13 protein-coding genes are annotated in these 21345 nt (G+C 65.3%); 8 read left to right on the top strand and 5 right to left on the bottom strand.

The genetic code is table 11. The features are described 5' to 3' along the window. Positions 1-137: 137 nt before the first annotated feature. From groL to POM99_RS06805, 3 genes are all read right to left on the bottom strand, one after another. Positions 138-1781 carry a chaperonin GroEL gene (groL, locus tag POM99_RS06815; protein ID WP_277276106.1) on the bottom strand — a complete coding sequence of 548 codons (1644 nt, stop codon included), beginning with the start codon at positions 1779-1781 and terminating at the stop codon, positions 138-140. 52 nt (positions 1782-1833) lie between these two features. Beyond that, positions 1834-2121, bottom strand: coding sequence for a co-chaperone GroES (groES, locus tag POM99_RS06810; RefSeq protein ID WP_039337841.1), 288 nt, complete (start codon positions 2119-2121; stop codon positions 1834-1836). A gap of 171 nt (positions 2122-2292) precedes the next feature. Continuing rightward, the gene (locus POM99_RS06805; RefSeq protein ID WP_277276105.1) at positions 2293-3684 is read right to left on the bottom strand and encodes an MATE family efflux transporter; all 1392 of its coding nucleotides are present in this window, start codon (positions 3682-3684) and stop codon (positions 2293-2295) included. Between the two features lie 80 nt (positions 3685-3764). On the opposite strand from POM99_RS06805, the gene POM99_RS06800 reads away from it, so the two are divergent. The 5 genes from POM99_RS06800 (at position 3765) to POM99_RS06780 (ending at position 9185) form a co-directional block, all read left to right on the top strand. Beyond that, positions 3765-4187 (top strand): c-type cytochrome, encoded by a 423-nt coding sequence (locus POM99_RS06800; protein ID WP_277276104.1) that lies wholly within the window; start codon positions 3765-3767, stop codon positions 4185-4187. A gap of 169 nt (positions 4188-4356) precedes the next feature. Next, entirely contained in the window at positions 4357-5337 is a 981-nt protein-coding gene (locus POM99_RS06795) for a GAF domain-containing protein (RefSeq protein WP_277276103.1), read from the top strand. A 135-nt stretch (positions 5338-5472) separates the two neighbouring features. Further along, on the top strand, positions 5473-6993 hold the full coding sequence (gene adh / locus POM99_RS06790) for an aldehyde dehydrogenase (RefSeq protein WP_277276102.1): 1521 nt from the start codon (positions 5473-5475) through the stop codon (positions 6991-6993). A 176-nt stretch (positions 6994-7169) separates the two neighbouring features. Next, positions 7170-7895 carry a TorF family putative porin gene (locus POM99_RS06785; RefSeq protein ID WP_277276101.1) on the top strand — a complete coding sequence of 242 codons (726 nt, stop codon included), beginning with the start codon at positions 7170-7172 and terminating at the stop codon, positions 7893-7895. Between the two features lie 57 nt (positions 7896-7952). After that, positions 7953-9185 carry an MFS transporter gene (locus POM99_RS06780; protein ID WP_277276100.1) on the top strand — a complete coding sequence of 411 codons (1233 nt, stop codon included), beginning with the start codon at positions 7953-7955 and terminating at the stop codon, positions 9183-9185. Positions 9186-9266: 81 nt separating this feature from the next. Here POM99_RS06780 and rplL read toward each other — a convergent pair whose 3' ends face one another. After that, positions 9267-9644, bottom strand: a complete 378-nt coding sequence (gene rplL / locus POM99_RS06775; RefSeq protein ID WP_277276099.1) for a 50S ribosomal protein L7/L12 — start codon at positions 9642-9644, stop codon at positions 9267-9269. Positions 9645-9710: 66 nt separating this feature from the next. Then, positions 9711-10226 (bottom strand): 50S ribosomal protein L10, encoded by a 516-nt coding sequence (gene rplJ / locus POM99_RS06770; RefSeq protein ID WP_277276098.1) that lies wholly within the window; start codon positions 10224-10226, stop codon positions 9711-9713. Positions 10227-10799: 573 nt separating this feature from the next. Here rplJ and rpoB point away from each other — a divergent pair. From rpoB to POM99_RS06755, 3 genes are all read left to right on the top strand, one after another. Beyond that, positions 10800-14960 carry a DNA-directed RNA polymerase subunit beta gene (gene rpoB, locus POM99_RS06765; protein WP_277276097.1) on the top strand — a complete coding sequence of 1387 codons (4161 nt, stop codon included), beginning with the start codon at positions 10800-10802 and terminating at the stop codon, positions 14958-14960. A 128-nt stretch (positions 14961-15088) separates the two neighbouring features. Further along, entirely contained in the window at positions 15089-19372 is a 4284-nt protein-coding gene (gene rpoC, locus POM99_RS06760) for a DNA-directed RNA polymerase subunit beta' (protein WP_277276096.1), read from the top strand. Positions 19373-19538: 166 nt separating this feature from the next. Then, entirely contained in the window at positions 19539-21338 is a 1800-nt protein-coding gene (locus tag POM99_RS06755) for a methyl-accepting chemotaxis protein (RefSeq protein WP_277276095.1), read from the top strand. Positions 21339-21345 lie beyond the last annotated feature (7 nt).

Here is a 21345-nt window from a genome sequence, read left to right as displayed (position 1 = left end):
CAATGTTTCCTGCCGGATCATGCCATTTCGGGGCAAGCCTCTGCAGATAAAAGCAGAATTCTTTCTGCCTGATGCAAAACGGGGCCGGAAGGTCTCCCTTCCGGCCCCGCTGTTGCGTCAGCAAGTGCTGCGTGGACTTAGAAGTCCATGCCGCCCATGCCGCCCATGCCACCGCCCATCGGCGGCATCGCGGGCTTGTCGTCCGGCTTCTCGCTGATCGCCGCTTCGGTGGTGATCAGCAGGCCCGAGACCGAAGCTGCGTCCTGCAGGGCAGTGCGCACGACCTTGGTCGGGTCGATAACGCCGGCAGCCTTGAGGTTTTCGTAGACGTCGGTCGAGGCGTTGAAGCCCTGGTTCTCGTCGTTCTCGCGCAGCAGGTTGCCGGCGACCACCGCACCGTCATGGCCGGCGTTCGCGGCGATCTGACGCAGCGGGGTCTGGATCGCGCGGCGCACGATGTCGATGCCCTTGGTCTGATCGTCGTTGGCGCCCTTGAGGCCTTCGAGAGCCTTGGTGGCATAGAGCAGCGCGGTGCCGCCACCGGGGACGATGCCTTCTTCAACGGCTGCGCGGGTTGCGTGCAGCGCGTCGTCGACGCGGTCCTTGCGCTCCTTCACTTCGACTTCGGTCGCACCGCCGACCTTGATGACGGCAACGCCGCCAGCAAGCTTGGCCAGACGCTCCTGCAGCTTTTCACGGTCGTAGTCCGAAGTGGTGACTTCGATCTGCGCGCGGATCTGCTCGACGCGGGCCTTGATGTCTTCGGCCGAACCGGCGCCGTCGACGATCGTGGTGTTGTCCTTGTCGATGGTGACCTTCTTGGCCTGGCCAAGCATGGCGAGCGTGACGCTCTCCAGCTTGATGCCGAGGTCTTCGGAGATCATTTCACCGGCGGTCAGCGTGGCGATGTCGCCCAGCATGGCCTTGCGACGGTCACCGAAGCCCGGAGCCTTGACAGCGGCGATCTTGAGGCCACCGCGCAGCTTGTTGACGACGAGGGTCGCCAGCGCTTCGCCTTCGATGTCTTCGGCGATGATGAGGAGCGGACGGCCCGACTGCACAACCGCTTCGAGGATCGGCAGCATCGCCTGGAGCGACGACAGCTTCTTCTCGTGGATCAGGATGTACGGGTTCTCGAGTTCGACCGTCATCTTTTCCGGGTTGGTGATGAAGTAGGGCGAGAGGTAGCCGCGGTCGAACTGCATGCCTTCGACGACATCGAGTTCGAATTCGAGGCCCTTGGCCTCTTCAACGGTGATCACGCCTTCCTTGCCGACCTTCTCCATCGCCTCAGCGATCTTGTTGCCGACTTCGGTGTCGCCGTTGGCCGAGATGATGCCGACCTGGGCGATTTCCGACGAACCGGTAACCGGGGTCGAACGGGCCTTCAGGTTCTCGACGACCTTGGTCACGGCGATATCGATGCCGCGCTTCAGGTCCATCGGGTTCATGCCCGCGGCAACTGCGGTCATGCCTTCGCGAACGATCGCCTGGGCGAGAACGGTCGCGGTGGTGGTGCCGTCACCGGCTGCGTCGTTGGCCTTCGAAGCCACTTCGCGCAGCATCTGGGCGCCCATGTTCTCGAACTTGTCCTTGAGTTCGATTTCCTTGGCGACCGAAACACCGTCCTTGGTGATGCGGGGGGCGCCGAAGCTCTTGTCGATCACCACGTTGCGGCCCTTGGGGCCCAGCGTGACCTTCACCGCGTCGGCGAGGATGTCGACGCCGCGCAGAATGCGTTCACGAGCGTCGCGCGAAAAGCGTACGTCCTTGGCAGCCATTTGTCGTTCCTTTGAATAACTGGAGTGGGGTTCAGGAAATCCGGGTCTCGGCTCAGCCGATCACGCCCAGGATGTCCGATTCCTTCATGATCAGCAGGTCTTCGCCCGAAACCTTGACTTCGGTGCCGGACCACTTGCCGAACAGGACGCGATCGCCGACCTTGACGTCGAGCGGGGTGATCGTGCCGTTCTCGGCGCGGGCACCGGTGCCGGTGGCGACGATCTCGCCCTCAGCGGGCTTTTCCTTGGCGCTGTCGGGGATGATGATCCCGCCGGCAGTCTTTTCCTCGGCCTCGACGCGGCGCACGAGCACGCGGTCGTGCAGCGGACGGAAAGTCATGGGTTGCTCCCTCTTCCAATCAATTGGCGTTTGCAAAACTGTGCTTGGCACTCTCGTATCGAGAGTGCCAGCGCGCCGGATATGGGTCGCTGCCAATGGGGCGTCAAGGACTCGCGATGAAGATTCTTTTCGCGCAGATGAACAGCGCGATGCGGCGGTAAGGGCCGCGCGTCAGGCGGGAAGCAGCCCGAGCCGGCCGCGGGCCAGCCACCGCCACAGGATCAACCCCGCCACCACGATCAGGCTGACCAGCAGCCCCAGCCACACGCCCACCCCGCCAAGCGGCGTGAACAGGCCCAGCAACACGGCCGTGCCAAGACCCGGGATCCAGTAACCGAACATGGCGATGGCCATCGGAACGCGCGTGTCCTGCAGGCCACGCAGAACGCCCTGCCCCACGGCCTGGGCGCCGTCGAACAGCTGGAAGCCTGCAGCGACCACGATGTACTGCAGCGCCAGCTTCACGAGACCGGCGTTGGCCGGCGCATCGGGATCGATGTAAAGCATCATGACGAAACGTGGCGTCAACAGCATTACCAGGGCGGTGATGGTCATGAAGCCGATGCCAAGGCCCAGCGCCACCCAGCCTGCCCGCGCAATGGCGGCGTTGTCGCCCGCGCCATAGGCCAGTCCGACGCGGATCGTCGCCGCTTGGGCCACGCCGAAGGGCACCATGAAGGCGATCGAGGCGAGCTGCAGGACGACGGTGTGCGCCGCCAGCTCCACTTCCCCGATGCGCCCCATCAGGAACGCGGCTCCGTTGAAGAGGCCGGCTTCGGCAATGATGGTGGCGCAGATCGGCATGCCGATGCGCAGCACCTCGACAAAGCGCTTCCATTCAGGCCGCCACCAGCGGCCGAACAGGCGATAGCGGCGAAGGCGCCGGTCGCTGCGGATCACCACCACATAGGCGCCAAGCATGATGCAGGCGGTGACCACGCTGGACAGCGCCGATCCCGTCAGCCCCAGCGCCGGCATGCCTAGGTGCCCGAACACGAACACCCAGTTGCCAAGCCCGTTCACCACCACGGCAAGGCCGGTGATCCACGTGGCCACGCCCGGTCGGCCCAGCGTTGCCACCACGGTGCGCAGCAACGCGCCCAGCACCATCGGCACTGATGCCCACATCAGCACGTGCATGAACGGCACCGCCAGCACGATGACGCCTTCCTGCTGCCCGGTCAGCCGCATCAGCGGTTCGCCCAGCAGGAAGAAGCCCATGCTGAGCAGGGCCGCGAACATCCCGGCCCAGCCCGCCATCCGCACCGTGCGCCGCACTTCGCGCACCGCGTGGCTGCGCTTGCCCAGTTCGGCCGCGATCAGCGGGGAGGCCGCGCCGACCAGCCCGGTGATGCTCCACATCAACAGCCCGAACAGCGCCACCGAAAGCGCCGATGCCGCCAGCGCCTGCGGCCCGAGCCGGGCGACAAAGACCACGTCGATGGCGAAGACGGCAACCTGCAGCAGGTTCGCGCCGACCAGCGGCGCGGCCAGGCGCAGCGTCGCCTTCAATTCATCGATGGTGCGTGTGGGCGGGTTTTCAAACATTGCCGACAGGGCCATAGGCGCAGGGTGATCCGAAGGAAAGGGCATGTCGGAAGGCATTGCCCTTGCGGGACAATGGCGAGGCAAAGGGTTCTGAAATGACGAAGCGGATGAGGTTTGCGCTGGCCGGGTTTCTGATCTCGGCCCTTGCTGCCTGTGGGGAATCGGGAACTGGCCAGGGCGAGGAAACAGGCCAGTCCGCCGGCTCCACCCCGACGGCTGCGGCCAACGCCGCGCCACCGGCCTTCGGCATCTGCAAGTCCTGCCATGCGATCGAACCGGGCAAGACGCTCATCGGCCCCAGCCTGGCCGGGATCTATGGCGCGAAGGCGGGAGACATGCAGGGCTATCAGGCCAGCCCGGCGCTGAAGGCGGCGAACCTGACCTGGGACGAGGCCACGCTGGACAAGTGGCTGGCCAACCCGATGGCGCTCGTGCCCGGCACCCGCATGACCTATGCCGGTCAGACTGACCCTGCCAAGCGCCAGCAGATCATCGCCTATCTCAAGACGCTGAAGTAAGCCGCGCCATGTGTCTCGCCCGTGGGACACCATGCCCATGGCTTGCGGGGCAACCCACTTGCTTTTCGCTGATCTGAGTCAACGATTGCGGCCGTCGGGCTGATAAGGCACCATCTGCAGGTGCTGCTGCACGCAGGTGCGGGGCCCGCCGGACGAGAGGATTGGCGAGATGGCGCATCACGGGCGCGGCAATCACGGCCCCAGGCACAGCGAACGCGTGCTGAGCACGGTGGAATCGGGACAGGCGGCGGCGCTGTCTGCAGTAGCGGCGTCGTGGTGCCGATCGGCCCTGCACCACAAGCTCGATCCCGAAGCGCAGCGTCGCGGCGAACGCCTTGCAGCCGGTGCGATATCCAGCCTGCGGCAAGCCAATGGCGAATTGCTGGCAGCGGCGGAGCCGACGCTGGACCGTCTCTATCGCAGCGTCGGTGCGGCCGGGGCCTGCGTGATCATCACCGATCTTGATGGCGTGGTGCTGGAAAGCCGCAGCGCCGATGCCGATGCCGATTTCTTCGATGCCGTCGGCCTTGCTCCGGGCGCGGCGTGGAGCGAGCAGGCCGAGGGCACCAACGGCATCGGCACCTGCCTGGTCGAAGCGCGGCCGGTGACCATCCTGCGCGACGAGCACTTTGCCAGCCGCAACGTGGGCGTATCGTGCATGGATGCCCCGATCTTCGATCCGCAGGGCCGGCTGGTTGCCGCGCTGGATGTTTCGACCGCGCGGGCCGACCATGCCGAGGCGATGGCCGGGATGATCGCCGCGCTGGTGCAGGACGCGGCCCGATCGATCGAGCGTGATTTCTTCTGTCGCCACTATGGGCAGGCGCGCATCGTCTATGCCGGGGGCGAACAGCCGGGGCGCGGCAGCGCGCTGTTGGCGGTGGACCGGGATGACCTGGTGATCGGGGCGACTCGCGCCGCGCGGCGTGTGCTGGGCCTTGCCGCTGACGCAAAGCTGGCCCCGCGTCCGCTGTCCGAAGTGATGGGCCAGGGGCCGGTGACCGGCTTCGAGGATGGCGAGCGCGCCGTGCTGCGCCAGGCCCTGGCCCGCTGCAATGGCAACGTGGCCGCCGCCGCCCGCCTGCTCGGCATCGGCCGCGCCACGATGTATCGCCGCATGGAGCGCGCGGGATTGTCGGGCCTCAACTGAACCTGTCTCGGCTGCGATACACTCGGGCCGGGCCAAGGCAGGGGTGGGGATTTCTTTCGGCAATCGATGGTGGAACTAATCTGGCAGGAAGGTGGGAACCGCCGCCTTCGCAATACGCCAAGAGAGGATTTCGCCATGGACGCCCTGGTAGCCGAAAAGGCCAAGCTGCAATCACCCTTCGCCAGCACGTATGACAACTTCATCGGTGGCAAATGGGTCGCCCCTGTTTCCGGCCGCTACTTCGATAATATCTCGCCGATCACCGGCCTGCCGATCTGCCGCGTCGCGCGGTCGGAAGCGGCGGACATCGAGCTGGCGCTGGACGCCGCGCATGTCGCCAAGGACGCCTGGGGCCGCACCAGCGCAGCCGAGCGCGCCGTCATCCTGAACCGCGTGGCCGACGTGATGGAGGAAAACCTCACGCTGCTTGCCACGGCCGAAACCTGGGACAACGGCAAGCCGATCCGCGAGACCCTGGCGGCAGACATCCCGCTGGCCATCGACCACTTCCGCTACTTTGCCGGGTGCATCCGCGCGCAGGAAGGCTCGATCGCCGAAATCGACCACGACACCATGGCCTATCACTTCCACGAGCCGCTGGGCGTGGTGGGGCAGATCATCCCGTGGAACTTCCCCATCCTGATGGCCGCGTGGAAGCTGGCACCCGCGCTGGCGGCTGGCAACTGCGTGGTGCTGAAGCCTGCGGAACAGACCCCGGCATCGATCCTCGTCCTCGCGGGGCTGATCGCCGATATCCTGCCCGCCGGCACGCTCAACATCGTCAACGGCTTCGGGCTCGAAGCGGGCAAGCCGCTCGCCTCCAGCAAGCGCATCGCCAAGATCGCCTTTACCGGTGAAACCGGCACCGGCCGCCTGATCATGCAATACGCCAGCGAGAACCTGATCCCGGTGACGCTCGAACTCGGCGGCAAGAGCCCCAACATCTTCTTTGCCGACGTTGCCGCGCAGGACGATGATTTCTTCGACAAGGCGATCGAAGGTTTCGTGATGTTCGCGCTCAACCAGGGCGAGGTCTGCACCTGCCCCAGCCGCGCGCTGATCCACGAATCGATCTATGACCGCTTCATGGAGCGCGCGCTGAAGCGCGTGGGCCAGATCGTGCAGGGCAACCCGCTTGATCCCGCCACCATGATCGGCGCGCAGGCCAGCGCCGAGCAGCAGGACAAGATCCTGCGCTATCTGCAGATCGGCCGTGACGAAGGTGCCGAAGTGCTGATCGGCGGCGCCGCGGCGCAGCTGGATGGCGAGCTGTCGGGCGGGTTCTACATCCAGCCGACGGTGTTCAAGGGCCACAACAAGATGCGCATCTTCCAGGAGGAGATCTTCGGCCCGGTGGTCTCCACCACAACGTTCTCGACCCCGGAAGAGGCGCTGCAGATCGCCAACGACACCGCCTTCGGCCTGGGCGCCGGGGTGTGGAGCCGCGACGCCAACACCTGCTACCGCTTTGGCCGCGCCATCCAGGCGGGCCGCGTGTGGACCAACTGCTACCACGCCTATCCCGCGCACGCGGCGTTCGGCGGCTACAAGCAGTCGGGCATCGGGCGTGAAACGCACAAGATGATGCTGGATCACTACCAGCAGACCAAGAACATGCTGGTCAGCTACAGCCCGAAGAAGCTCGGGTTCTTCTGATCGGCCTGTAACGTCGAGGCCATCACCGCCCGACGGGTCGCCGGTCCGGGGCAGCGCGCCACCTCTCCCAAGGCGCAGCCCCGGACTTCCCCACCACCAATCATGTGAAACCAACAACGCGGGTCGCTTCCGCGAAGGATGAAGCGCGCCCGCCTGCCAAGGGAAGGGATGCCATCATGAGGAAACTGCTAGCCGGCGCGGCGCTTGCCGCGCTGATCGCCCCCGCCTGCGCGTCTGCCAGAGACCATGCCTATGTCGATCGGGCACCCGCCGCCAACGTGAAGACCGAGGCCCCGTCCGACTTCAAGATAAGCTTCGGCGCCACCGGGGCGACCGACTACGTTTGGCGCGGGGTCAGCCAGTCTGACGAAAAGCCGGCCGTCTTCGCCACCGTCTCTGTCGGCTACAAGGGCTTCTATGCCGGCGTCGGCACCGAGAATGTCCGCTTTGCCGGGATCAGCCAGGAATACGACCTGTGGGGCGGCTATGTCGCCGATCTCGGCCCGGTAAAGGTCGACGCGGGCGTCGTCCGCTATGGCTATGTCAACGCGCCGGTGAAGATCGACACGCTTGAGGGCAAGCTGGCGGTTACCGGCAATGTGGGCAAGCTGGGCCTGAAGGTGGCCGGGTACTACACCGGCAACTACTTCGGCAGCCATCACAACGCACTCTACGGCGAAGTGGGGGCCAGCTATCCCCTGACCGACAAGTTGACCGCCTCGGCCACGCTTGGTCGCCAGCACATCGACGTGCTGCCGGACTACACCACCTGGAATGCCGGGCTCGGCTATACCGTGATGAAGGGGGCGACCATCGCGGTGCGCTATCACGATACCGACGCGACCCACATCGGCAAGAAGGCCAGGGGCCGCGTCGTCGGCTCGTTCACCATCGCGTTCTGACGCTTGCCGCGCCATGCCGCACTGCTACTCTCCCGGGCTTACGGGGAGGCAGGCGGCATGGTGACGGCGGAACAGCAGCGATCGGGGGCAGGGTCGACGACGGCGCTGGTCGGCCTCCTGGCGCTGGCGATGTTGCTGAACTTCGTTGATCGCGGCGCGCTGGGGCTGGCCGCTCCGCGCATGCAGGCGGACCTGGGCCTCACCGCCACGCAGTTCGGCGTCGCCGCATCGGCCTTCTTCTGGACCTATGGCCTGCTCCAGCCCCTGCTCGGCTGGGTGGGGGATCGCTTCCGGGTCTATCTTGTGCTCGCCTGCGGGCTTGGCCTGTGGGCCCTGGCGACGATGCTGATGGGCTGGGCCAATGGCCTGCTGGCGCTTGTCCTGCTGCGCCTGCTGCTGGGCTTTGGCGAAAGCTTCGTGTTTCCCTGCACATCGAAGATCATCGCCCTGCACGTGCCGGTGGAGCGCAGAGGCATTGCCAACGCGGTGGTGGCGGTGGGGCTGGCGCTCGGCCCGGCCGCCGGCACCCTGGCAGGGGGCGCCATCCTCGCCCAGCATGGCTGGCGTCCGGTCTTCATCACGTTCGGCGCGATCACGCTCGCGTGGCTGGTGCCGTGGCTGTGGCTGGTCAGGCGACTGCCCCCGGTGCCGCAGGCAAGCGGGCAGGCCTCCTTCACCTACACCCGGCTGCTGCGGCAGAAGGCGCTGTGGCTCACCGGGCTCTGCCACATCACCGCCAATTATTCGTTCTTCTTCATCTCGATCTGGCTGCCGCTCTATCTGGTCAAGGCGCGCGGCCTGCCCATCGGCACGATGGCGGGGCTGGTCGCCACGGTCTTCGCGGTGCAGGCCGTGGCCTCGCTCCTGATCGGGCAGGTCTCGGACCGCATGGTCCGCAGCGGCGCCAGCGAGGACGCGGTGCGGCGCTGGTTCAGCGTGGGTGGGCAGGTGGCGCTGGCCATCGGCATCACCGGCATCGCCTTCGCCCAGGGGCAGGCGGCATTGACAGCATGGTTGGTGTTCACCGGCGCCGCGCTGGCGCCGGGGCCGACGATGGTCTTCGCCATCGGCCAGATGTTTGCCGGCCCGCGGCTGTCGGGCAGCTGGATCGGCTGGCAGAACGCGATCGGCAGCCTTTCCGGCGTGATCGGGCCGATCGTGACGGGCGGTATCGTGGACCGGTCGGGCGGCTATGGCTGGGCCTTTGCCTTTGCCGCCGGCATCAGCCTGCTGGGCGCGGCGCTGTTTGCCTGGGTCCTGCCGCCGATCCGCCAGATCGAGATCGACTGAGCAACCGCCACGCAAACGAAAAGGGCGGCCCCGCACGGAGCCGCCCTTTCCTGTAGCTTGTTCCGGAAGACCGGAAGAAGATTACTTGATTTCGACGGTGCCGCCGGCTTCTTCGATCTTCTTCTTGATGTCTTCGGCTTCGGCCTTCGACACGCCTTCCTTGACGGCCTTCGGCGCGCCTTCGACCAGCGCCTTGGCTTCGGTCAGGCCCAGGTTGGTGATCGCGCGGACTTCCTTGATGACCTGGATCTTCTTGCCGCCGTCGCCGGTCAGGATCACGTCGAACTCGGTCTTTTCTTCAACCGCAGCAGCGGCTTCGCCGCCAGCGGCAGGGGCAGCCACGGCAACGGCAGCAGCGGCGGAAACGCCCCATGCTTCTTCGAGGGCCTTGGCGAGGTCGGCGGCTTCCAGCACGGTCAGCTGCGACAGTTCTTCAACAAGCTTGGCGATATCGGCCATGATGTTTCACTCCAGATTTGGTGGCGCCCGATGGTCTGCACCGGGCGATAGTTCGTTCGAACGGTCTTAGGCGGCGTTCTTCTCGGCATAGGCGTTGAAGACACGCGCCAGCTTGCCCGCCGGAGCGGTGGTGAGCTGGGCGATCTTCGTGGCCGGAGCCTGGACGAGGCCGATAAGCTTGGCGCGCAGTTCGTCGAGCGAAGGCATCGTGGCGAGAGCCTTGATACCGTTGGCGTCGAGCACCTGCGAACCCATCCCGCCACCCAAGATCTCGATCTTGTCGGTGGTCTTGGCGAACTCGACGATCGCCTTTGCGGCGGCGACGGGGTCAGCCGAGGTAGCGACCGCAGTCGGACCGGTGAAGAGATCACCGATGCCGTCATAGGCCGTGCCCTGGATGGCAAGCTTGGCAAGACGGTTCTTCGCAACCTTGTAGGTCGCGCCAGCTTCGCGGATCTTGTTCCGCAGGGCGGTGGACTGGGCCACCGTCATGCCGAGGTTGCGGGTGATGACCACCGCGCCGGCCTCGTTGAACAGACCGTTCAGGTAGGCGACCGAATCGGCTTTTTGCGAACGATCCATGCCTTACTCCTTCACAATGGCTGCACGGGGCGAACCCCGGACAGCCGGCTACGTTGTCGATGGCCCGAAGGCCACCGGCGGGTCCGTGACAAGGGAAGGAGATGCGCCCGGAAGCGCGAAGGGCACCACTGCTGCGCAAACGCGGAGCCATGGGCCTGAAACTCTTTTCCCCGCCTAGGCTGGACATTAAGCGGGGAAGCCCCGCACCAGCTGTCTCGGACGGATGAGGGACGGACGAATCCGCCGCTCAGGGGCGGCCCTCTGTCGCAAGGGTGGGGCGATGTCAAGCCAAAGCGCCCAAGCGAGGCGCCAACGCTTTGACAATACAGCATCGGCTGCCTATATCACCGCCACGTCCGACGCTTCGAGCAAGGCCGTCCCATGCGCGGGGGATGGCACCAGGAAGGAAGCATCGGGTATCCATCTGACGCAAGAAGGCTGCGGGCCACGGCTCCCTGCAAGGGGGTGTCGTGTGACTGGCGGCCTTTTTCCGTTGCGGTGGCGCCAACGCCGCGTTTGGCAGATTTCCGCCGGTTCACGCCGGCCAATTGAGCAAAGAGGCAAGACTCCTCCATGGCAACCAAGGCTCCCAGCCGTCCGGGTGTGAAGAAGCGCATCCGCAAGATCTTCGGTGACATCCACGAAGTGGTGCAGATGCCGAACCTGATCGAGGTGCAGCGCGAATCGTACGAGCAGTTCCTCCGCTCCGATCCGGCGACCGGCTATGTCTCGGGCCTGGAAAAGACGCTGCGTTCGGTCTTCCCGATCCAGGACTTCGCCGGCACCGCCAGCCTCGATATCAAGGAAAAGGACGGCTACGTTCTCGAGGCGCCGAAGTACGACGTGACCGAATGTCGCCAGCGCGGCATCACCTACGCCGCACCGATGAAGGTGACGCTCAAGCTCGCGACCTTCGAGGTCGATGCCGAGACCGAGACCAAGTCGCTCATCGATATCAAGGAGCAGGACGTCTACATGGGCGACATCCCGCTCATGACCGAGAACGGGACGTTCTTCATCAACGGCACCGAGCGCGTGATCGTGTCGCAGATGCACCGGTCGCCCGGCGTGCTGTTCGACCATGACCGCGGCAAGACGCACTCTTCGGGCAAGTACCTCTTCGCCGCGCGCGTGATCCCCTATCGCGGGTCGTGGCTGGACTTCGAATTCGACGCCAAGGACATCGTCAACGTCCGCATCGACCGCAAGCGCAAGCTGCCGGTCACCGCGCTGCTCTATGCGCTGGGCCTGAACGGCGAACAGATCCTCGACTACTTCTATGACAAGGTCGTCTGGGCCCGTGGCGAAGGCGGCTGGCGCGTGCCCTTCGTGCTCGACCAGTGGCGCGGCGCCAAGCCGGCGTTCGACATCGTCGATGCCAAGTCGGGCGAAGTGATCTTCCCCGCCGGCCAGAAGATCAGCCCCCGCGCCGCCAACAAGGCGGCCAAGGACGGGCTCGAGGAACTGCTGATCCCGACCGAGGAAATCTTCGGCCGCTATTCGGCCAAGGACCTGATCGACGAATCGACCGGCCGCATCTGGATCGAAGCGGGCGACGAAGTCTCGCCTGAAAACCTCGACATGCTCGACAAGGCCGGCGTCGACCGTCTCGAACTGCTCGACATCGACCACGTCTCCACCGGTCCGTGGATCCGCAACACCATGAAGGCGGACAAGGCCGAGGACCGCGACCACGCGCTGGCCGACATCTACCGCGTGATGCGCCCTGGCGAGCCGCCGACGCGCGAAACCGCCGAAGCGCTGTTCGACGGCCTGTTCTTCGATCCGGACCGCTACGACCTCTCGGCCGTGGGCCGCGTGAAGCTGAACATGCGCCTGGGCCTCGATGCCGAGGACACCATAACCACGCTGCGCACCGAGGACATCCTCGCCGTGGTCAAGGAACTGGTGAACCTCAAGGACGGCAAGGGCGAAGTCGACGACATCGACAACCTCGGCAACCGTCGCGTTCGTTCGGTGGGCGAACTGCTGGAGAACCAGTACCGCGTCGGCCTGCTGCGCATGGAACGTGCGGTCAAGGAGCGCATGAGCTCGGTCGACGTGTCGACCGTGATGCCGAACGACCTCATCAACGCGAAGCCCGCCGTGGCTGCGGTGCGTGAATTCTTCGGTTCCTCGCAGCTCTCACAGTTCATGGACCAGACCAACCCGCTGTCGGAAGTGACGCACAAGCGTCGCGTCTCGGCGCTCGGGCCGGGCGGTCTCACCCGCGAGCGCGCCGGCTTCGAAGTCCGCGACGTTCACCCGACCCACTATGGCCGCATCTGCCCGATCGAAACGCCGGAAGGCCCGAACATCGGTCTGATCAACTCGCTTTCCACCTTCGCGCGCGTCAACAAGTACGGCTTCATCGAAACCCCGTACCGGAAGGTTGTCGACGGCAAGGTCACGCGTGACGTGATCTATCTTTCGGCCATGGAAGAACAGAAGCACACGGTGGCGCAGGCTTCGGCCGAAACCAACGCCGATGGCTCGTTCGTGGAAGAGCTCGTCTCGGCCCGCCAGAACGGCGAATTCGTGATGGCTCCGCGTGACACGATCACGCTGATGGACGTTTCGCCCAAACAGCTCGTCTCGGTCGCCGCCTCGCTCATTCCGTTCCTGGAAAACGACGACGCCAATCGCGCGCTCATGGGCTCGAACATGCAGCGCCAGGCCGTGCCGCTGATCAAGGCGGATGCACCGTTCGTGGGCACCGGCATGGAAGAAACCGTCGCCCGCGATTCCGGCGCCGCCATCTCGGCGCTGCGTTCGGGCGTGGTTGATCAGGTGGACGCCACCCGTATCGTGATCCGCGCCAGCGGCGATATCGAACCCGGCCAGTCGGGCGTCGATATCTACCGCCTGCAGAAGTTCGAACGCTCGAACCAGTCCACCTGCATCAACCAGCGCCCGCTGGTGAAGGTGGGTGACCTGATCGAGAAGGGCGACATCATTGCCGACGGTCCCTCGACCGAGTTTGGCGAACTGGCGCTGGGCCGCAACGTGCTCGTCGCGTTCATGCCCTGGAACGGCTACAACTACGAAGACTCGATCCTGATCTCCGAACGGATCGTGAAGGAAGACGTCTTCACCTCGATCCACATCGAGGAGTTCGAGGTCATGGCCCGCGACACCAAGCTCGGGCCCGAGGACATCACCCGCGACATCCCGAACGTCGGCGAGGAAGCCCTGCGTAACCTCGACGAGGCGGGCATCGTCTACATCGGCGCCGAAGTGCACCCGGGCGACATCCTCGTCGGCAAGATCACCCCCAAGGGTGAATCGCCGATGACGCCGGAAGAAAAGCTGCTCCGCGCGATCTTCGGTGAAAAGGCCAGCGACGTGCGCGACACCTCACTCCGCCTGCCGCCGGGCGTTTCGGGCACGATCGTGGACGTGCGCGTGTTCAACCGCCACGGCATCGAGATCGACGACCGTACCCGCGCCATCCAGAACGAGGAAATCGAACGCCTCGCCAAGGACCGCGAGGACGAGCGCGCCATTCTCAACCGCGCCACCTTCAACCGCCTGAAGGACATGCTCCTCGGCCAGGTCGCCTCTTCGGCGCCCAAGGGCATCAAGAAGGGCACCGAGATCGACGAGCAGGTTCTCGCCGATGTCGAGCGGCACGAATGGTGGAAGTTCTCCGTGGCCGACGATGCGCGCCAGCAGCAGCTGGAAGCGGTCAAGGGCCAGTACGACGCCAGCGTCAAGGCGATCCAGGAGAAGTTCGAGGACCGCAAGGAGAAGCTGGAGCGTGGTGACGAGCTCGCTCCAGGCGTGCTCAAGATGGTCAAGGTCTTCGTCGCGGTGAAGCGCAAGCTGCAGCCGGGCGACAAGATGGCCGGCCGCCACGGCAACAAGGGCATCATCAGCCGCATCCTGCCGCAGGAAGACATGCCGTTCCTCGAGGACGGCACCCCGGTGGACTTCGTGCTCAACCCGCTGGGCGTGCCTTCGCGCATGAACGTCGGGCAGATCTTCGAAACCCACCTCGGCTGGGCCGCCCGCGGCCTCGGCAAGCGGATCGGCGCGGCGCTCGACGCCTGGCGTGAAGCGAACCCGAACCCCGAAGCCGGCCAGCCGCCGGAAGCGGTGCGCGAGCTGCTCAAGGAGATCTACGGCGACAACTACACCGCCGAGATCGACGCGCGCAGCGATGACCAGATCGTCGACTTCGCGCAGTCCGTCCGTGCGGGCGTGCCGATGGGCTCGCCGGTGTTCGACGGCGCGGTGGAAAAGGACGTGACCGACATGCTGCGTCTGGCCGGGCTCGATGAATCGGGCCAGGTCACGCTGTACGACGGCCGCACCGGCGAAGCCTTCGACCGCAAGGTCACCGTGGGCATGAAGTACGTGCTCAAGCTGCACCACCTGGTCGACGACAAGATCCACGCGCGTTCGATCGGGCCCTACTCGCTCGTCACCCAGCAGCCGCTGGGCGGCAAGGCGCAGTTCGGCGGCCAGCGCTTCGGCGAAATGGAGGTCTGGGCGCTGCAGGCCTACGGTGCTGCGTACACGCTGCAGGAAATGCTCACGGTGAAGTCCGACGACGTGGTCGGCCGCACCAAGGTCTACGAAGCGATCGTCAAGGGCGACGACACTTTCGAGGCCGGCATTCCCGAAAGCTTCAACGTGCTCGTCAAGGAAATGCGCTCGCTGGGCCTCAACGTCGAACTGTCGTCCTTGGACGACGAGGACGACGACGGCCTCGCGCAGGCGGCGGAGTAAGACGAACCTTCCCCCCTCCCGCTTGCGGGAGGGGCTGGGGGAGGGCCTGTTAGGGCAGGCACTTTCCCAGAGCGAACATGCCCTCCCCTAACCCCTCCCGCGAGCGGGAGGGGAAATGGAGCGAACAGATGAACGACCTGACCAAATTCACCAACCAGCTCGCCAAGCCCGAGACCTTCGACCAGATCCAGATCGGTCTGGCCTCGCCCGAGCGCATCCGCAGCTGGTCCTTCGGCGAGATCAAGAAGCCGGAAACCATCAACTACCGCACGTTCAAGCCCGAACGTGACGGCCTGTTCTGCGCGCGCATCTTCGGCCCCGTGAAGGACTACGAGTGCCTGTGCGGCAAGTACAAGCGCATGAAGTACAAGGGCGTCGTCTGCGAAAAGTGCGGCGTCGAAGTCACCGTCACCAAGGTGCGCCGCGAGCGCATGGGCCACATCGAACTGGCCGCACCGGTCGCGCACATCTGGTTCCTCAAGTCGCTGCCCTCGCGCATTGGCCTCCTGCTCGACATGCAGCTCAAGATCCTTGAGCGCATCCTCTACTTCGAAAGCTACGTGGTCACCGAGCCGGGCCTGACCCCGCTCGAAAAGTACCAGACGCTGACCGAGGACGAACTGCTCGACGCGCAGGACGAATACGGCGAGGACGCCTTCAGCGCCGGCATCGGTGCCGAGGCCGTCAAGCACATGCTGATGAACCTCGACCTCGAACAGGAACGCAAGGACCTGCTGGAGGAGCTTGCGACCACCAAGTCCGAGCTGAAGCCCAAGAAGATCATCAAGCGCCTCAAGGTCGTGGAATCGTTCATCGATTCGGGCAACCGCCCCGAATGGATGATCCTCGATGTCGTGCCGGTCATCCCGCCCGAACTGCGCCCGCTGGTGCCGCTCGACGGTGGCCGCTTTGCCACGTCTGACCTCAACGATCTCTATCGCCGCGTCATCAACCGCAACAACCGTCTGAAGCGGCTGATCGAGCTGCGCGCGCCGGACATCATCGTCCGCAACGAAAAGCGCATGCTGCAGGAAGCGGTTGATGCGCTGTTCGACAATGGCCGCCGTGGCCGCGTCATCACCGGCGCCAACAAGCGTCCGCTCAAGTCGCTGTCCGACATGCTCAAGGGCAAGCAGGGCCGCTTCCGCCAGAACCTGCTCGGCAAGCGCGTCGACTATTCGGGCCGTTCGGTCATCGTGACCGGGCCCGAGCTGAAGCTGCACCAGTGCGGCCTGCCCAAGAAGATGGCGCTCGAGCTGTTCAAGCCGTTCATCTACGCGCGGCTGGATGCCAAGGGTCTGTCGATGACCCTGAAGCAGGCCAAGAAGTGGGTCGAAAAGGAACGCAAGGAAGTCTGGGACATCCTGGACGAGGTGATCCGCGAACACCCGGTCATGCTCAACCGTGCGCCCACGCTGCACCGCCTGGGCATCCAGGCGTTCGAACCCGTGCTGATCGAAGGCAAGGCGATCCAGCTGCACCCGCTCGTCTGCTCGGCCTTCAACGCCGACTTCGACGGTGACCAGATGGCCGTCCACGTGCCGCTTTCGCTGGAAGCCCAGCTGGAAGCGCGCGTGCTGATGATGTCCACCAACAACATCCTCAGCCCCGCCAACGGCAAGCCGATCATCGTGCCTTCGCAGGACATGGTGCTGGGCCTCTATTACCTGTCGATGGACCGCAAGGGCGAGCCCGGTGAAGGCATGCTGCTGGCCGACATGGCCGAAGTGCATCAGGCGCTGAACGCCGGCGCGGTCACCATGCACTCGAAGATCACCGCGCGCGTGCCGCAGACCGACGAGAACGGCCAGCAGTACCTGAAGCGCTTCGAGACGACTCCGGGCCGCATGCTGATCGGCGAATGCCTGCCCAAGAGCCACACCGTGCCCTTCGAGCTGGTCAACCGCCTGCTCACCAAGAAGGAAATCGCGGACGTCATCGACCAGGTCTATCGCCACACCGGCCAGAAGGAGACCGTGCTGTTCGCCGACGCGATCATGGCGCTGGGCTTCCGCAACGCGTTCAAGGCGGGCATCTCGTTCGGCAAGGACGACATGATCATCCCGGCGAGCAAGGACGCGCTGGTGGCCGAGACCAAGGAACTGGTCGCTGATTACGAGCAGCAGTACCAGGACGGCCTGATCACCCAGCAGGAAAAGTACAACAAGGTGATCGACGCCTGGAGCCGCTGCGGCGACCAGGTGGCCGCCGCCATGATGGACGAGATCCGCGCGACCCCGGTGGACGAGCACGGCCGGGAAAAGCCGGTCAACTCGATCTACATGATGTCGCACTCGGGCGCCCGTGGTTCGCCAACCCAGATGAAGCAGCTGGCGGGCATGCGCGGCCTGATGGCCAAGCCTTCGGGCGAGATCATCGAGACGCCGATCATCTCGAACTTCAAGGAAGGCCTGACCGTCCTTGAATACTTCAACTCCACCCACGGCGCCCGCAAGGGTCTGGCCGACACCGCGCTCAAGACGGCGAACTCGGGTTACCTGACCCGCCGCCTGGTCGACGTGTCGCAGGACTGCGTCGTCACCATCGACGATTGCGGCACCGAACGGGCGCTGGAAATGCGTGCGATCGTGCAGGGCGGTTCGACGATCGCCTCGCTGGGCGAGCGCATCCTCGGCCGTACGCTGGCGGAAGACCTGGTCGAGGCCAAGACCGGCGCGGTCATCGTTGAGAAGGGCACCCTGCTCGACGAACCGACCGTGGCCCGCATCGAGGCGGCGGGCGTGCAATCCGCACGCATCCGTTCGCCGCTGATCTGCGAAGCCCAGCAGGGCGTCTGCGGCACCTGCTATGGCCGTGACCTCGCGCGCGGTACGCCGGTGAACATCGGTGAAGCGGTCGGCGTCATCGCCGCGCAGTCGATCGGTGAACCCGGCACGCAGCTGACCATGCGTACGTTCCACATCGGTGGTGCGGCGCAGGTGAACGAGCAGTCGAACCTCGAAGCGCTGTGCGACGGTACCGTGGAATACCGCGATATCCCGACCATCATGGACAGCCGCGGGCGTCGCCTGTCGCTGGCCCGCAATGGCGAGATCGCGGTGATCGACACCGACGGCCGCGAACGCGCGGTGCACCGCGTGCCTTACGGTACGCACCTGCTGAACGAAAACGGCGCGACCATCGCGCAGGGCGATCGCCTGGCGGAATGGGACCCGTTCACCACGCCGGTGATCACCGAAAAGCCGGGTATCGTCCGCTACCAGGACCTGATCGACGGCCGCACGCTGACCGAACAGGTCGACGACGCGACCGGCATCGCCCAGCGCGTGGTGACCGAAAACCGCGCCGGTGGCCGTGGCAAGAAGGAAGACCTGCGTCCGCGCCTGACCCTGCTCGACGACAACTCGGGCGAGGCCGCGCGCTATCTGCTGGCGCCGGGCACAACCCTGTCGGTCGAAGACGGTCAGGAAGTGAAGGCGGGTGACATTCTCGCCCGTGCCTCGCGCGAAGCCGCCAAGACCCGCGACATCACCGGCGGTCTGCCGCGCGTTGCCGAACTGTTCGAAGCCCGCAAGCCGAAGGACAATTCGATCATCGCCAAGATCGCCGGCCGCGTGGAATTCGTCCGTGACTACAAGGCCAAGCGCAAGATCGCGATCATCCCGGAAGAGGGTGATCCGGTGGAGTACCTGGTGCCGAAGAGCCGCGTGATCGACGTCCAGGAAGGCGACTACGTCAAGAAGGGCGACAACCTGATCTCCGGTTCGCCGGACCCGCACGACATTCTCGAGGTCATGGGCGTCGAAGCCCTGGCCGAGTACCTCGTGGCGGAAATCCAGGAAGTCTACCGCTTGCAGGGCGTGAAGATCAACGACAAGCACATCGAGGTGATCGTTCGCCAGATGCTGCAGAAGGTCGAGATCACCGACGGTGGCGACACCACCCTGCTGCCGGGCGAACAGGTTGACCTCGAGGAGATGAACGACACCAACAGCAAGCTGGAAGCGGGCCTGCGCCCGGCCGAAGGCAAGCCGGTGCTGCTCGGCATCACCAAGGCTTCGCTGCAGACGCGTTCGTTCATCTCGGCCGCGTCGTTCCAGGAAACCACCCGCGTGCTCACGCAGGCGGCCGTGGAAGGCAAGAAGGACTCGCTGATCGGCCTCAAGGAAAACGTGATCGTCGGCCGACTCATCCCCGCCGGTACCGGTGCGGGCATGAACCGCCTGCGTGTCGCCGCTTCCAGCCGCGATGCCGCGCTGCGCGCCTCCTACCGCAAGCTGCAGGAATCGCTGATCGCTCCGGCGACGGCGGCCGAAGAGCACGCGGCCGAGCTGGCGCAGGGTCCGGAAGCGGCGATCGGTGACGATCCGCTGGCCGTGGTCGAGGGTGAAACCCACGGCACCGATGCCGATGCGGGTGACTACCTGATCGAAGGCGGCGACGAAGCGTAAAAACGGACATCGCCTAAGTCATTGAAAAAGCCCTGCCGGACTTGTTCGGCGGGGCTTTTTTGCGCGAAAGTTCTACGCATAAATAGGAAGCGGCGTTCTGATCGGACGTTAACCCGGATGAGGGACACTCTCAGCACAGTGAGAAGAACCGTGCGGAGACGATAGGATGATCAGTCACAAGGCGAGGCTTGGTGCGCGCCTGCTTGTGGGCTTGCTGCTTGCCGGCATCCTGATCGCCAGCGGCGTCGTCTATGCCGTCCGCCACGGCGGCCCGATTACCAAGCGGATCGCCCTGCAGGATGAACTTGTGGCCGATATCCTCCCGCCACCCGCTTTCGTCGTGGAATCCTATCTCCACGCCTCCCTGATCCTGCATGATCCTTCCCAGGCACCGGCCCAGTTGGCCGAGCTCAAGGAGGAGAAGGAACAGTTCATCGCCCGGCGCGCCTATTGGCGCTCCGCCCCCATTCCCGACACGATGCGCCCCGATCTTGACCAGACGATCGCCACCGCCGCGCATTTCTGGGACGTGATCGACACCAAGTTCCTGCCCGCCGTCGCGGCGGGTGATCAGGCCGCGATGAACGCTGTCTTCAACGATGAACTGACGCCTGCCTATGCCGCACAGCATGAACAGGTGGTCAAGCTGGTCGCTCTTTCCGCCAAGTTCCGGCAGGAAGCGAGCGACACCGATGCCACCCGGATCACTGCCGCGCTCGGCCTGCTCGTCGCGCTCGCTGCCGGGGTATTGGCCGCCATCCTGTTGATCGCCAAGGCTGCCGATCGCCTGGTGGTAAAGCCGCTGGTGGACACCGCCGATGCGATGAACATGATGGCCGGGGGTGACTATACCCATGCCGTCGAAGGCACCGAACGCCAGGATGAAGTGGGCCTGATGGCCCGCGCCATGGAAGTGTTCCGTGCCAACGGCATCGCCCGGCTGCAAGCCGCTGCCGACCAGGAAGCCGTGGTCATCGCGCTGGGCACCGGGCTGGACAAGCTGGCATCGAAGGACCTTGAACACCGGATCGAGCAGACCTTCCCCGAAGGGTACGAAGAACTGCGGCGCAACTACAACGCCGCTGTCGATTCCCTCGCGGCCGCCCTGCGCACGGTTCGCGTCGGCGCCGGCAGCGTGCGCTCCAGCATTGCAGAGATCCGCGCTGCCGCCGATGACCTTGCCCAGCGCAACGAACAGCAGGCCTCCCGCCTGGCCGACACTGCCGGCGCGATGAACGGCGTGACCGGGTCGATCCAGGAAACCGCCGGCAGCGCCATGCGGGTCGAAAAGGCCATCGCCGCCGCGCACCAGGAAGCCACCGAGGGCGGCGCCGTGGTCCAGCGCGCGGTGCAGGCCATGGCCGAGATCGAGAACTCCTCGGCCGAGATCGGCAAGATCATCGCCGTGATCGACGGGATCGCCTTCCAGACCAATCTTCTTGCGCTCAACGCCGGGGTGGAAGCGGCCCGGGCCGGGGATGCGGGCAAGGGCTTTGCCGTCGTTGCCAGCGAAGTGCGCGCACTCGCCCAGCGCAGCGCCGACGCCGCGCAGGAGATCAAGGCGCTGATCACCGCCAGCAGCGAGCATGTCGGCGCGGGCGTCGAACTGGTCGGTGAAACCGGATCGAAGCTGGTCGGCATCGTCAACCGCGTGGGCGAGATCACCGGTCTGATCGGAGAGATTGCGGGCGCGGCGCAGAGCCAGGCCGAAAACCTGCAGCAGGTGAACGTCGCGGTGGGGGAAATGGACCGGATGACGCAGCAGAACGCTGCGATGGTCGAACAGTCATCGGCCGCCGCACGCAGCCTGTCTGCCGAGGCGGAGCGACTGACCGAACTGGTCGCCAGCTTTCGCACCCGCAATGTCGACAACCGCCCGATGCGCGTGGCCAATCCGGAACGGCACCGGCGCAATTCCGCGCTGCAGGATGAATCCGGCCCGGTGCGGATGGCGCTCGCCAGCTAGGCCGAGC

This window comes from Novosphingobium cyanobacteriorum (assembly GCF_029436685.1).
In the GTDB taxonomy this organism is placed as follows: Bacteria; Pseudomonadota; Alphaproteobacteria; order Sphingomonadales; family Sphingomonadaceae; genus Novosphingobium; species Novosphingobium cyanobacteriorum.
This window is presented reverse-complemented; position numbering and strand designations above follow the sequence as displayed.